Below are 13622 nucleotides of genomic sequence, written 5' to 3' on the forward strand. Positions count from 1 at the left end.
ATGGTGGACGCACTAGGGCTCGAACCTAGGACCCGCTGATTAAGAGTCAGCTGCTCTACCAACTGAGCTATGCGTCCCCATGCCGTCAGGCTGGCCGGGCGGGGCAGGGCGCCCCGACTCGGGAGGCGCTGCATATAGCGATCCTCCCGCGCATGAAAAGAGGCGATTTCGCCGGGCTAGCTGAAACGGCTTTGCGGCGCCTGGCGATTCCAGCGATTGACCATCATCAGCGAACCGATGCAGATCATGTTGGTCAACATCGACGATCCCCCATGGCTCATGAAAGGCAGGGGGATGCCGACGACCGGCGCGAGGCCCATCACCATCATCAGGTTGATGGCGACGTAGAAGAAGATCGTCGCCACCATCCCTGCCGCCAGCAGCTTGGCGAACCGGTCGCGCGACTTGTGCGCCACCTGCAATCCCCAGCGCATGATCAGCCCGAAGATGAGGATCACCACGATCCCGCCGATCAGCCCCCATTCCTCGGCCATGGTGGCGAATACGAAATCGGTATGCGGCTCCGGCAGATAATTGAGATGGCTCTGCGATCCTTCGTTGAAGCCCTTGCCCGTCAATCCGCCCGATCCGATCGCGATTTTCGACTGGGTGATGTGATAGCCGGCCCCCAGCGGATCGCTTTCGGGGTCGAGAAACGTGGTCACCCGTCGTCGCTGGTAATCGTGCAGGCCGAAGAAGTAGGCGATCGGGGCGACGATCAGCGCCGCCAGCGCGCCGGTAGCGAACCAGCGCATCGGCAGCCCGGCGAGAAACATCAGGACCGCTCCGCCGAATGCGATCGCGAGCGCCGTGCCGAGATCGGGCTGCAGCAGCACGAGGCCCATCGGCATGGCGATCAGGACTCCGGCCGGGACGAGCGCTCGCCACGAAGTGGTCATAGCCGGAGGCAGGCCGCTGTAGAAGCGTGCCAGAACGAGCACGACGGCCGGCTTCATCAGTTCCGATGGTTGCAGTTGGATAACGCCCAGATCGAGCCAGCGCTGGCTTCCGCCGCCGACAAAGCCCATGGCCTCCACTGCGACCAGCATTACCAGGACCACGGCATATCCCGGATAGGCCAGCAGACGGACGAGATCGCGGCTGAACAGCGTCATCACGCACGCCATCGCCAGGAAAATGCCGAAGCGCACCAGGTGCGAGACGGCAAATGGCTGCCAGTGCCCGCCTGCTGCGGAGTACAGGACCATCGCTCCGAAACCGACCAGCACGAACAGGGGCAGCAACATGCCCCAGGGCTGGCGCGCGACGGGTGCTGGAATGACCGAACTCATTCGTCCACCTGCGAACGGTTGATCGCGGCATCGGTCGCTTCGTTGACGGGAACCATAGCGGCGGCCCGCGCTTCGGCATCAACGCGGTCGAAGATCTCCTCTTCCCGGCGGGGCACGGGGATGACGGCCTCGCCCGCCTGCGCGGCATAAGCGGCGTACTTCGCGTTCAGCCGCTCCTGCGCCGTTCCGCCCCATTGCTGTTCCAGCGCATGAAGCGCCTCCATCCCTTTTTCGGGGTCGAACAGAAAGGTCGTGACGTCCCGCGCGATCGGATAGGCGGCCCCCGATCCGCCGCCATGTTCGATCACCACGGCCCCGGCATAGCGAGGGTTGTCGTACGGCGCGAAGAAGATGAAGAGCCCATGGTCGCGATATTTCCACGGACCGGAGCGGCCGTCCGACTTGGCGAGCGAGACGACCTGTGCGGTGCCGGTCTTGCCGGCCATAAGGACATCGGGGATCGGCAGGCGTGCACGCCCGGCCGTGCCGGGGCCGTTCACCACGTCGCTCATCGCCTGGCGGACCAGCGCGACATGCTCGGGCGGGAAATCGGCGGAGGCGAACGGGGGCTCGGTGCCTCCGAACAGGAGCCTGGGCTGGACATGATATCCGGTAGCGATGCGCGAGGCCATGACCGCCAGCTGCAGAGGATTGGCCAGCATATAGCCCTGGCCGATGGTCGCATTGACCGTGTCGAAGGCCTGCCATTCCCGGCCGTGCTTGCGCAGTTTCCACGCCGGATCGGGGACGGTGCCGTAAAACTGGCTGAGCACCGGCAGGTCGAACTCTTGGCCCATGCCGCAACGGCGTGCCATCGCCGCGATCGGGTCCATCCCGATCCGCTGGGCGAAGTGATAGTAATACACATCGCAGCTCTGGTAGATGCCTTTGGCCATATCGACCCGGCCATGCCCGCCGCGTTTCCAGCAGCGAAACACCCGGTTTCCGACGCGAAGACCCCCGCCGCAAAAGACGCTTTCCTCCGGATCGAGGCCTTCGCGGAGAAACGCCAGCGAAACCATCGGTTTGACCGTGGAACCCGGGGGATAAAGGCCCTTCAGAACCTTGTTTCGCAAAGGCACGCGTTCGTCTTCGCGCAACATGGCATATTCGATACTGCCGATCCCGTCGGAAAAGCTGTTGGGATCGAAGCTCGGCATCGAGGCCATGCACAGCAGGTCGCCGGTCCGGCAGTCCATCACCACGACGGAACCGGATTCGAGCCCGATGCGGCGGGCGGCATAGTCCTGCAGCGGACCGTCGATTGTCAGCTTGACCGATTTGCCCTGCACGTCTTCGCGCGTTTCCAGGTCGCGCACGATTCGGCCCGATGCGGTGACTTCCACCCGGCGAGCGCCGGGGATACCACGGAGCCGCTGCTCGAACTGTTTTTCCAGGCCGTCCTTGCCGATCTTGTAGCCCGGAGTGATCAGCAGCGGGTTGCGGTCAGCCTCGTATTCTTCGGCGGAAGCCGGGCCGACATATCCGATCAGGTGCCCGACCGAGGGCCCGGTGGGATAGAAGCGGGAAAAGCCGCGCTGGGGGACCACCCCAGGCAACTCCGGAAGACGCACGCTGAGTGCCGCGAACTGTTCGTAGCTGAGGCCGGTGCCGACTTCGACCGGGCGAAATCCCCGGGTCTGGTCCATTCGTTCGCGCAAGTCGCGCAATTGCGTTCGGTCGAGCGCAAGCACCTCTCCCAGCACCGCAATCTCGCGATCGGTGTCGGTCATTCGCTCCGGGATGACGTCGACCCGGAAATCGGCGCGGTTGGACGCCAGCGGAGCGCCGTTGCGATCGAGGATCCAGCCCCGCCGCGGAGGGATCAGCGACAGGTTGACGCGATTGCTTTCCGCCTCGGTGCGGTATTTCTCGTTCTCGGCGATGGCGATATAGCCCATGCGCACCGCCAGAAGCGTGCCGATCCCGGCGCCGAAAGCCGCGATCGCGAAGCTGCGCCGGTCGTAGACGTTTTCCAGCGTGGCTGACGTGATCTGTGACGAGGCGGCCTTGCGATAGCGCGACTTCCTGCCGAACATCAGGCGAGTATCCGAATGCGCAGGAGCCTGAACCGGTCGAGGGCGGAAACCATACGGGCGATAATGGGATAGACGAGCAGCGACAGCAAGATCTGCGGCATCAACGCACCCAGCAGCGGCGTGCCCGGGCTTGCGCCCGACAGCAGCGCGGCCGCGACGATGTAGCCGGTCGTGATCACGCCGGCGATCAGCCAGTCCTGAAGAAAGCTGCGCCAGGGGAACCGGATTTCGATCGCTTCTATCGCGATCATTGCCAGCGACCACAACAGAACGCCGCTGCCGAAAGGCTGGCCGCTGAAGAGATCGTCGATAGCGCCGAACGGAACGCCGGCCCATACCGGGAGGAGGCCGGGCCGTACCAGGCGCCACGATACCAGCACCATCAGCCCGATCGGCGGAACCAGCGGTGCGGCGGAAGCAATGGGGAACACGGGCAGAAGGCTGGCCAGAACGATGGTCGCCCAGGGAACCGCATATGCCAGCGTTGGCGAATGGGCCCGGTTGATCCGCGAACCGTAGGCGTCGCGGCGCGATCGGGGGTCGGCGCGCTCCATCAGTCGCCCACCCGCTGCTCGACCGGCGTTTCCGCCGCCAGAATGGCGTCTTCCTGCCAGATGTCCTCGACTGCGACGTAATCGGTGGCCGCGGGGTCGCTGATGATCCGCGCCAGGGCGCCGTCCTCGGTCTTCTCGGCGACGATGGCGACCGCCGTGCCGGGCCGGTAATAGCCGCCTGCGCCGCTGGTGACGAAGACGTCGCCGGGCTTCAGCGGATTGATGCCGAGATTGATCAGCCGGATGCGAAGCATGCTGTCGCCGCGCCCTTCGGCGAAGGCGACGACATTGCCGTCGGCAAGGCGGACCGGCAGGACGCTCTGGCTATCGGTGAGAAGCAGGACCCGCGAGCTGTGCCGCCCGACCTCGAGCACGCGACCGACCACGCCGCGCGGACTGCGCACCGGCATTCCGGCGGTCACGCCGTCGGCGCTGCCGGCGCCGAGATAGGCGAAGCGCCGGGCGCTGGCGGAGGTCGATCCGATCAGGCGCGCGACCGCCACCGGGCGAACTTCGCCCTCCTGCAATCCCAGCAGGGCTTTGAGCCGTTCGTTCTCGAGCGCGATCGCCTCCGCTTCTGCCAGGCGAATACGGGCGAGTTCGACTTCCTTCTTCAGCTCGGCGTTCTGGCTTCCCGCGCGCAGATAGCCGCGTATCGATTCGATCAGATTCTGGCTTTCGGCCCGAACTTCGGCGCTTGTCGCAGCCGCCGGTGCAATCGCGTCGGCGGCGACGGAACGCGGGCCGCTGAAGCTGGCCGGGCGCCAGAGCGAGAGGGCGAGCAGAACTGCGCCGACAAGCGCACCTATCCCGGCGATCACATAGCCGGTAAAAACCCCGTATTGCGCCCTGCGCGAATAGCTCGAGCGCCGTGACGAAGTCGGCGCCATATGTCCTCCCTCAAGCGGTCATCAATACGCCGCGATAGATCGGATCTTCCATCGCCCGGCCGGTGCCGATGGCGACGCACGACAACGGATCTTCGGCGATGCTGACGGGCAGGCCGGTTTCCTCGCGCAGATGCTCGTCCAGTTCCTGGATCAGCGCGCCGCCGCCGGTGAGCACGATACCCTGGTCGACGATGTCTGCCGCAAGCTCGGGGGCCGTGTTCTCCAGCGCGATTCGCACGCCTTCGACGATCGCACCGATCGGCTCGGCCAGCGCTTCGGCGACATGCGCCTGGTTGATCGTGATTTCCTTGGGCACGCCGTTCACGAGATCGCGCCCCTTGAGCGTGATGGTTTCCCCCACGCCGTCTTCGGGGACGGTGGCGATGCCGTAATCCTTCTTGATCCGCTCCGCCGTCGATTCGCCGATCAGCAGGTTATGGTGGCGCCGGACGTAGGAAACGATCGCCTCGTCCATCTTGTCGCCGCCGGTGCGGACCGAAGTGGTGTAGGCGAGACCACGCAACGACAGCACCGCGACCTCGGTCGTGCCGCCGCCGATGTCGACGACCATCGAGCCGACCGGCTCCGTCACCGGCATGTCCGCGCCGATCGCAGCGGCCATCGGCTCGAGGATCAGGTAGACGGCGCTCGCACCGGCATTGCTGGCCGCATCGCGGATCGCGCGCCGTTCGACGGACGTCGAACCGGAAGGGACGCAGATGGTAATTTCGGGATAGCGAAACAGGCTCTTCTTCCCGTGCACCTTGCGAATGAAGTGCTTGATCATCTCCTCGGCGATTTCGATGTCGGCGATTACGCCGTCGCGCAGCGGGCGGATCGCCTCGATGCTGTCGGGCGTCTTGCCCATCATCATTTTCGCATCGTCGCCGACGGCCTTGACTCGCTTGATGCCGTTGATCGTCTCGATCGCGACCACCGAAGGCTCGTTGAGAATGATGCCCTGGTCCTGGACGTAGACCAGAGTGTTCGCCGTACCGAGGTCGATTGCCAGGTTCTGCGAGCCGAATTTGAACATATTGGACAGGAAGCTCATTGCCGTTGCGCGTTTCCGTAAATGTTTCGGGTCCTTGCCGCAGTTACCTGCGACTGCCGTAACCCGCATCTGACAGGGATGGCGGGTCCTTACCCAATGCTGCAGGAAAAGGCCAAAAGAATTGTCATGAAAAACCGGGCATACCCATCCGCCGGCCTCGAAATACCCGCGCTTCGCCGCTAGGTAACCGGTGATGCCCGAAATTCGCCGCCTGCCCGAAGACCTGGTGAACCGCATTGCCGCCGGCGAAGTGGTGGAGCGCCCGGCGTCGGCGCTCAAGGAACTGGTCGAGAACGCGATCGATTCCGGCGCCTCGCGAGTTGCGGTCAAGATCGCGGAAGGCGGATTGGCGCGGATCGAGGTTACCGATGACGGCTGCGGAATGACCCCTGCGGACATGGCGCTGGCGCTGGAGCGTCATGCGACGTCCAAACTGCCCGAGAGCCTGATCGGGGAAGAGGGCGCGATCGAGCGGGTCGTCAGTCTGGGTTTTCGCGGAGAGGCGCTGCCTTCCATTGCCAGCGTCGCCCGGCTCACTCTCGAAAGCCGGCCGCAGGGCGAGGCGGAAGGCTGGAAGTGCGTCGTCGACCACGGCGAGCTGCGCGAGGAAGGCCCCGCCGCTCTGCCGCCCGGAACGCGGGTGCGGGTGGAAAACCTGTTCGGCAACGTGCCGGCCCGCCGCAAATTCCTGCGTACCGCGCGGAGCGAATATGCTGCCTGCCACGATGTCGTCCGGCGGCTTGCAATGGCGCGGCCGGATATCGCCTTCATCTTCGAGCATGGCGAGCGCCGTATCCTTTCGCTCCAGGCCGGGCAGCCACTGACCGGGCGCGTGTCGGAAATCGTCGCCCGCGAACTGGCCGCGAACGGGGTCGAAATCGATCTCGAACGCGGCGCCATGCGCCTGACCGGAATAGCCGGGCTGCCGACGTACAACCGCGGGGTTGCCGACCACCAGTACTTGTTCGTCAACGGGCGGCCGGTGAAGGATCGCCTGCTCAGCGGAGCTGTGCGGGGCGCCTATGCCGACATGCTCGCGCGCGATCGTCATGCGGTGCTCGCGCTGTTCATCGAGCTTCCGGCGGAGGATGTCGACGTCAACGTCCATCCGGCCAAGACCGAAGTGCGTTTTCGCGATGCGGCGGCGGTGCGGGGCTTCATCGTCTCCGGTCTACGCCAGGCGCTCGCGACCGGCGACAAGCGCAGCGCACAGGCCCCCGATGCCGCCGCGATGGGACGCTGGCAGAGCGAACCTGCGGGAGAGGCGGCGGAGGGCGAGCGCTCGTCGGCAAGCGCCCTGCAGTCGATCTTCTCCGGGCGCGACTGGTCGCGCTCGCAGAGCGGCGTGCGCGAAGCGTCGCAAGCCTGGCGCGGTTACGAGCGCGAGGTCATGGCCGCCCCCCAGGGCCGGGCGGAAGAAGCGGCGCCCTTGCCGGAGGATGCCGCGGAATACCCGTTGGGGATCGCACGGGGGCAGGTTGCGAACACATATATCGTTGCCGAAGCGGCCGATGGCCTCGTGCTGGTCGATCAGCACGCGGCGCACGAACGGCTGGTCCTCGAACGTCTTCGCGCCGCGGGTGCGGGCGATTCGGTCGCCCGCGCGCAGGCGCTGCTGATTCCCGAGGTCGTCGAGCTGGAGGAAGCGGCGTGCGACCGGCTCGAAGAAGCGGCGGAGAAGCTGGGCGATCTGGGCCTGGCCATCGAACGGTTCGGCCCCGCCGCGATGCTGGTCCGCAGTGTGCCCCATTCGCTGCGCAAGTCCGATCCGCGCAAGCTGCTGCAGGATATCGCCGACGATCTCGCCCAGCACGGCGAGGCCCTGCTGCTTGGCGAAAAGCTCGATCTCGTACTGGCGACGATGGCGTGCCACGGATCGGTGCGGGCCGGGCGCGTGCTGTCGGTGGCCGAGATGAATGCCCTGCTGCGCGAAATGGAGCGCACCCCCAGGTCCGGCCAATGCAATCACGGCCGCCCGACCTGGGTCAAACTGAAGATGGAAGATGTCGAAAAACTGTTCGGAAGGCACTGAGATGAAGCGGCTTGTCGTCGTCGTGCCGTTCCTGTTGCTCGCTTGCGGGGACCCCGAGCCGACGCCCGAGCAGGTCCTTGCGGCCGAAAACCGTGCTATCGCCGCAGTAGAGGCGGCGCAGAATGTTCCGCCGGTGCCGGTTTCGCCGGAGCCCATCGCCCGCGCCGATATCGAAAGCCACGGGCTTTCAGGCGCCGGCTGCGTGTTCCGAAAGGATCCGGGAAACGACGATCCGCTGGCGCTGGCTCTGGAGCGGGGCGCGTTCGTCAAGATCGAGGGCGAACTGCATCGGCTCGCCCCCGATGCGGGCAGCGCATCGTTGCCGGTTATGGCCCGCTCGCGATACGATGGGCGCGAATACGGAATGATCCTCGACCTCGCGGAGGAGGAGGGCATGCAGACCGGTGCGGAAACGATCGACTATCCCGGCCGTCTGGAATTGCGCAACGGGCGCGGCCAGCTGGTCTTCGGTTCGAACGGCATCGTCCAGTGCGGCAGCTAGCGCGTTCGCCATTGGTAACGGGCGAACGGGCTTGATGCCTGCTTTCAATCCGCGATCGGCGCCGCAGGATCGCGCACCTGTATCAGACCGTTCGAGATCATTTCCAGCACGACGACATCGTCCTGGTTGAAGACCTGGATGCGCGACTTGAACAGGCCCATGTCGGGGCGCTTGCGGCTGCGCCGCTTGGCAATCACCTCGGTTTCGCAGCGAAGCGTGTCGCCGGGATAGACGGGGCGCTTCCACTTCAGCTCGTCGACACCGGGCGATCCCAGCCCCGCCTGTTTCACATCGCGCATGTTTTCGACCAGCATACGCATGGTCATCGCGCAGGTGTGCCATCCGCTGGCGGACAGCCGGCCGAAATGCGTCGCGGCCGCGGCATCGTCGTCGAGATGAAACGGTTGCGGGTCGTACTTCGCGGCGAAGTCCGTCACCTCCTCGCGCGTGACTTCGTACCGGCCGAAGCTTCGCCTCGTACCGACTTCGATATCTTCGAAATAGTTCACTTTGGTCCCCCAGACTGAATCGGGCCATCGCCGTGTAGCCCATCGGACCGCCGCCCGAACAGCGCCGCGTGCATCGGTCTTCGCGCGTCGTGACCCGCTGCACTGGCCATGCACAAGCGCGGGATGGGGGCAAGCAGACCGGTGCGGCCGTTATCGACCGGATCGCGGGATTCGGCTCGCCGGGGTCCTTCAGGGTCTGGCGATCATCCAGATCGCCATGCCGATCATGAAAAGGTTTTCGGTAAGCGAGACGAAGCCGAGCGGCACGTTGCTCGACCCGCCGACGCAGGCGCATTTGATCTCGCGCTTCTGGACATAAACCGCGTAGAATACGCTGACGGCGCCGATGGTGCCGATGACGAACGCAACCGGAATGGACAGCCAGTTGAGCGCATGGGCCGCCATCAACACACCGGCGCCCGCCTCCAGGAAAGGGTAGGCATAGGAATAGGGCACCCAGCGCCGGGCGAGCAGGTCGTAGCCGACGAACATGCTGGAGAACCGCTCCACGTCCTGCAGTTTCAGCATTGCCAGGATCGCCATCGTGAATGCCACGAACCATTCGGCAGCGCGCACGGTGAGAGCCGAACCGAATGCGAAATGGCTGACCGCCATCGCCAGCGCGGCCGCGATGGCGAACACTGCGATCACCGGGCGGTAGCTGGTCGAATCTTCGGGAGGCAGGGGCCGGTCGAAAAAGGCGCGCAGTTCGCTGTACCCGCCGATGCGCTTGCCCCCGATGAACACCTGGGGTGTGGTTTCGACGTCGTGCTCGCGCTTGAAGGCGTCCGTTTCTTCGCGGGTTGTAAGCCAGTGGTCTTCGACAGCATAGCCGTGCCGTCGAAGCAGCCATTTCGCTTTGATGCCGTAAGGGCAAACGTGCTTGTCCATCACCATGCGATGGAGGCGGGCGATCTTGTCGTTGCTCATGAATGTCTCCATAGCGTCCGTACCATGGTACGGAGTCAAGCATGAATGCCATGCGCATTTCCGATCTCGCCCGCGCCGGCGGTGTCGGGGTCGAAACGGTTCGCTTCTATCAGCGCAAGGGACTGCTCCCCAAACCGCGGGGAGCGGTGCAGGGCGCACGCCACTACGGACCCGAAGACGCCCGGCGGCTGCGTTTCGTGCGACAGGCGCAGGCCGCCGGGTTCTCGCTGGCCGAAATCGCTGAACTGATCGACCTGGACCGGACTGGCGACCGGGCGCGGGCCCGCACGATGGCGCGCGAGCGGATCGCCGCACTGGACGCGCGCATTGCGCAACTCGCTTCGGCGCGCGAGTCGCTGGCGAGGCTCGCAGCCGGTTGTGCGAAAGGCGATGCGGGTCCCTGTCCGATTCTTGCGGCGTTCGACTAGAGCCGTTTTCGGCAAGGCTGAAGCGGCACCGGCCCGGTGCCGTCTCAATGAAACGACTCTAGCTGCGAAACGCCGGGCGCAAGCCGTCGGCATCGAGTTTCGGAATGATCCGATAGCGCGAGAGCACGAGGCTGAAGAGGCCGAACATCAGAAGGCCGATCGCAACCAGTGTGAAGACGATGCCGTCGTCCGCAAGGCTCGCGACCGCGTCGCCCAGCGTCAGGACCTGCTCGCTTCCGCTCGAAAGAAAGCCTGCCTGAACGAGAGACCATCCGATCAGCAGGAACACCACCGCGCGGGCGATATAGCCGATACCGCCGAGCAGTCGCGTCTGGGAGGGCGCGCCCGGCGCGATGCGGTGCATGAACTCGCCCGTCCATCCTTTCTTCGCCTGAAACGCTGCCGCCACGATGAAAGCCGCACCCAGCAGGCCCAGAATCGCACCGCCGAATTGCATCGAGAGAATCCCCGAAGCAGCCGCCTGCGCGCCGCCCCCACTGTCCGAACCGGTAGTTGCGAACTCGAACGCCGAATAGGCCAAGGCCAGGTGGCCGACGGCGCTTCCGGCATGACCGATCCGGCGCGCCCAACCGGTCGTGTCGCTACCCTGATTTTCGATATCGAACAGCGGCGAGGCCAGGCGGAACAGCGCATAGGCCAGCAGGCCGACCACCATCAACCACAGGATTGCCGTGCCCAAGGGAAATTCCTGGATAGCGTGGAAAATGCCGTTGGTGCCCTGACCGATCCGTCCGGCACTGGTCAGAGCGATCAAGCCGAGAACGGAGTAGAGGATTGCGCGGCTGAAATAGCCGACGCGCACCAAGGTGCTGAATTTTGCGGACTTATCTGCCATGACACGGCGCTCCCCTGTTGAATTGCAGGGGAACGTCGCAAGGCCGAAATCTGTTCCACGGGCTGTTGGAATCGTTTTCCTGAGCGGGCCGGTGCCGCTTCAGCCTTGCTGAAAACGACTCTAGCGCTGTGCGTTGTCGTCCAGCGCGCCGCGAACCGGCGTCAGGGCCGAAGCGGCTTGCGGGAGGCCCATGAGTTCCCGAAGCAACGGCGCAACGACGGTGTTCTTGAACCCCGGAATGCGAACACCCTGCCGAAATGCGGGGCCGTGGGCAACGAACAGCGCCGCCATTTCGGGCGCTGCCGGATCGTACCCGTGACTGCCGCCGGTCCACTCTCCCTCACGCCGGGTCGGCGCGATCGTCCACCCGGTCTCGGGCAGGCAGAGGTAGGGCGGAATGCGCGCATGGGTACCATAGTCGAAGCGGGCCGGCATCTCGCCCTTGCGCCAGCATTCCATATGCGGATGTTCGCGCAGAAGCGCGGCCTCGAGCGCCTCGACGCTGCCCTCCGTGGGCTGGAACGTGGCGTAGGCGCCGCTTTCCACCAGGCGGTAGAGCGTGGGATCGAGCATTTCGTCGAGCGCGATCACCCGCGCCGAACTCGTCGCCGCCATTCCGTGATCGGACACGATCACCAGATTGGCGGGCTGGCCCAACCGTTCCAGACCTTCCACCAGCATTGCGATATCGCCATCGATATCCCGCAAGGCGGCATTGAGTTCCGCACTGTCCGGCCCTCCCACGTGGCCGGCCGTGTCGACGGTGTCGAAATAGAGCGTCACGAAAGCCGGACGGATCTCGGCCGGCCGGCGGAGCCAGTCGAGCACGGTGTTGACGCGCTGCACGTTGCTCACTGCCATGCTGAACTGTTGCCAGTCCTGCGGATAGCGGCCGCCTTCGGGAGAGCCCCATCCGCTCTCGGGCATGGTACCGCCCCAGGCGACGGCCGAGCCGGGCCAGAACATCACGGCGGTGCGGATGCCCGCCTCCTCGGCCTCGACCCAGACCGGCTTTGCCGCGTTCCACCACCATGGATCGACGGTGGCCATCGTGAACACTTCCTCCGGCCGGGCGGGATCCTCGATCCGGTTGGCGGTGATTCCGTGCACATCGGGCACCACGCCGGTTACCAGCGTCCAGTGGTTGGGAAAGGTCTTCGAAGGGAACGAAGGCTGTATCGGAGCGCGCACCCCCTCCGCCGCGAGCGACGACAAGGTCGGCGTCAGCCCGCGGTCGAGGTAGTCGGGACGAAATCCGTCGATCGAAACGAGCACCGTCACCGGCTTGCGCTGTTCGGCAGCTGCCTCTGGCGCCGCCGCGATGGATCGCACGGGGGCCTGATGGGCGGGGGCGCAAGCGGAAAGCAGCGCCGCCGCCGCCAGGGTGAGGGCACTTGCAAGCCTGCGCATGGATTCGCTCCGATCGATCAGACGTTGAACTTGAACAGCATTACGTCGCCGTCCTGGACGAGGTATTCCTTGCCTTCCTGCCGCAGCTTTCCGGCCTCTCGTGCGCCTGCCTCGCCGCCAAGCGCGACGTAGTCATCGTAGGCAATTGTTTCAGCTCGAATAAACCCGCGCTCGAAATCGGTATGGATTTCACCGGCCGCTTGCGGCGCCTTGGCGCCGTCGGGAAACGTCCAGGCGCGCGATTCCTTCGGCCCGGCAGTGAAGAAGGTCTTGAGGCCGAGCAGCTTGTATCCCGCGCGGATCACGCGGCTGAGCCCGCTTTCGGAAAGGCCCAGCTCCGCGAGGTATTCGGCGCGCTCTTCCTCGTCCATCGCGACCAGTTCGCTTTCGATCGCGGCGGAAACGACGACCGCTTCGGCGCCTTCGGCAGCGGCCTTCTCGAACACCTTTGCGCTGAAGGCGTTGCCCTCGGCCGCGTCTTCTTCCGCCACGTTGCAGACATAGAGCACGGGCTTGGCTGTCAGCAGCTGCGCCTGCGCGAAGATCCGCGCCTCCTCGTCGTCCTTCGGCTCGGTCAGCCGTGCGGGTTTGCCATCGCGCAGCAGTTCGAGCGCCTGGCCGAGCACGCTCGCCATGATCTTCGCTTCCTTGTCGCCGCCGGTGGCTTTCTTGGCCGCGGCGGGCACGCGCTTTTCCAGGCTTTCGAGGTCCGCGAGCATCAGTTCGGTTTCGACCACTTCGGCGTCGGCAATCGGATCGATCCGGTTGCTGACGTGCTGGATGTCGTCGTCTTCGAAACAGCGCAGGACATGCACGACGGCGTCGACCTCCCGGATATTGCCGAGAAACTGATTGCCCAGCCCTTCGCCCTTGCTCGCGCCTTTCACCAGCCCCGCGATGTCGACGAACGCCAGCTGGGTCGGGATGACCTTGGCCGAACCGGCGATGGCCGCGATCTTCTCCAGCCGTTCGTCGGGCACGGCAACCTGGCCGACATTCGGCTCGATCGTGCAGAACGGATAGTTGGCCGCCTGCGCCGCCTGCGTTTCGGTCAGCGCGTTGAACAGGGTGGACTTGCCCACGTTGGGCAGCCCGACGATTCCGCAGCGGAAACCCATGAGCTTCG

Annotated in this window: 13 protein-coding genes and 1 tRNA gene; 3 read left to right on the forward strand and 11 right to left on the reverse strand. The window is 65.2% G+C overall.

Annotated elements, in window-relative coordinates; all coding sequences use genetic code 11:
* Window position 1 precedes the first annotated feature (1 nt).
* The 6 genes from V5F89_RS11990 to V5F89_RS12015 form a co-directional block, all read right to left on the reverse strand.
* Window positions 2-77 (reverse strand) — tRNA-Lys (locus V5F89_RS11990).
* 99 nt (window positions 78-176) lie between these two features.
* A complete protein-coding gene (gene rodA / locus V5F89_RS11995; RefSeq protein ID WP_338445862.1) occupies window positions 177-1292 on the reverse strand; it encodes a rod shape-determining protein RodA in 1116 nt (371 codons plus the stop codon).
* Window positions 1289-3331, reverse strand: coding sequence for a penicillin-binding protein 2 (gene mrdA / locus V5F89_RS12000; protein ID WP_338445863.1), 2043 nt, complete (start codon window positions 3329-3331; stop codon window positions 1289-1291). The genes rodA and mrdA overlap by 4 nt, the downstream gene beginning before the upstream one ends.
* Window positions 3331-3885: a rod shape-determining protein MreD gene (gene mreD, locus V5F89_RS12005; RefSeq protein WP_338445864.1), complete on the reverse strand. Its 555-nt coding sequence runs from the start codon at window positions 3883-3885 to the stop codon at window positions 3331-3333. The genes mrdA and mreD overlap by 1 nt, the downstream gene beginning before the upstream one ends.
* Window positions 3885-4775 (reverse strand): rod shape-determining protein MreC, encoded by an 891-nt coding sequence (mreC, locus tag V5F89_RS12010; RefSeq protein ID WP_338445865.1) that lies wholly within the window; start codon window positions 4773-4775, stop codon window positions 3885-3887. The genes mreD and mreC overlap by 1 nt, the downstream gene beginning before the upstream one ends.
* 10 nt (window positions 4776-4785) lie before the next feature.
* On the reverse strand, window positions 4786-5829 hold the full coding sequence (locus V5F89_RS12015; RefSeq protein WP_160732936.1) for a rod shape-determining protein: 1044 nt from the start codon (window positions 5827-5829) through the stop codon (window positions 4786-4788).
* Between the two features lie 193 nt (window positions 5830-6022).
* On the opposite strand from V5F89_RS12015, the gene mutL reads away from it, so the two are divergent.
* Window positions 6023-7861 (forward strand): DNA mismatch repair endonuclease MutL, encoded by a 1839-nt coding sequence (gene mutL, locus V5F89_RS12020; RefSeq protein ID WP_338445866.1) that lies wholly within the window; start codon window positions 6023-6025, stop codon window positions 7859-7861.
* A gap of 1 nt (window position 7862) precedes the next feature.
* Window positions 7863-8363 (forward strand): hypothetical protein, encoded by a 501-nt coding sequence (locus tag V5F89_RS12025; protein WP_338445867.1) that lies wholly within the window; start codon window positions 7863-7865, stop codon window positions 8361-8363.
* A 44-nt stretch (window positions 8364-8407) separates the two neighbouring features.
* Here V5F89_RS12025 and V5F89_RS12030 read toward each other — a convergent pair whose 3' ends face one another.
* Together V5F89_RS12030 and V5F89_RS12035 are read right to left on the reverse strand one after the other, a co-directional pair.
* Window positions 8408-8872 (reverse strand): MaoC family dehydratase, encoded by a 465-nt coding sequence (locus V5F89_RS12030; RefSeq protein ID WP_338445868.1) that lies wholly within the window; start codon window positions 8870-8872, stop codon window positions 8408-8410.
* A 189-nt stretch (window positions 8873-9061) separates the two neighbouring features.
* Window positions 9062-9802, reverse strand: coding sequence for a glutaredoxin (locus tag V5F89_RS12035; RefSeq protein WP_338445869.1), 741 nt, complete (start codon window positions 9800-9802; stop codon window positions 9062-9064).
* 41 nt (window positions 9803-9843) lie between these two features.
* Between V5F89_RS12035 and V5F89_RS12040 the strand changes: the two genes are divergently transcribed.
* Window positions 9844-10230 carry a MerR family transcriptional regulator gene (locus V5F89_RS12040; protein ID WP_338445870.1) on the forward strand — a complete coding sequence of 129 codons (387 nt, stop codon included), beginning with the start codon at window positions 9844-9846 and terminating at the stop codon, window positions 10228-10230.
* A gap of 58 nt (window positions 10231-10288) precedes the next feature.
* On the opposite strand, the gene V5F89_RS12045 is transcribed toward V5F89_RS12040, so the two are convergent.
* The 3 genes from V5F89_RS12045 to ychF form a co-directional block, all read right to left on the reverse strand.
* Window positions 10289-11086, reverse strand: coding sequence for a DUF1206 domain-containing protein (locus tag V5F89_RS12045; protein ID WP_338445871.1), 798 nt, complete (start codon window positions 11084-11086; stop codon window positions 10289-10291).
* 120 nt (window positions 11087-11206) lie between these two features.
* Window positions 11207-12496 carry an ectonucleotide pyrophosphatase/phosphodiesterase gene (locus V5F89_RS12050; protein WP_338445872.1) on the reverse strand — a complete coding sequence of 430 codons (1290 nt, stop codon included), beginning with the start codon at window positions 12494-12496 and terminating at the stop codon, window positions 11207-11209.
* Between the two features lie 17 nt (window positions 12497-12513).
* Complete coding sequence (gene ychF, locus V5F89_RS12055) at window positions 12514-13614, reverse strand: redox-regulated ATPase YchF (RefSeq protein WP_338445873.1); 1101 nt, start codon at window positions 13612-13614, stop codon at window positions 12514-12516.
* Window positions 13615-13622 lie beyond the last annotated feature (8 nt).

The organism is Pelagerythrobacter marensis (assembly GCF_036700095.1).
Taxonomy (GTDB): Bacteria; Pseudomonadota; Alphaproteobacteria; order Sphingomonadales; family Sphingomonadaceae; genus Pelagerythrobacter; species Pelagerythrobacter marensis_A.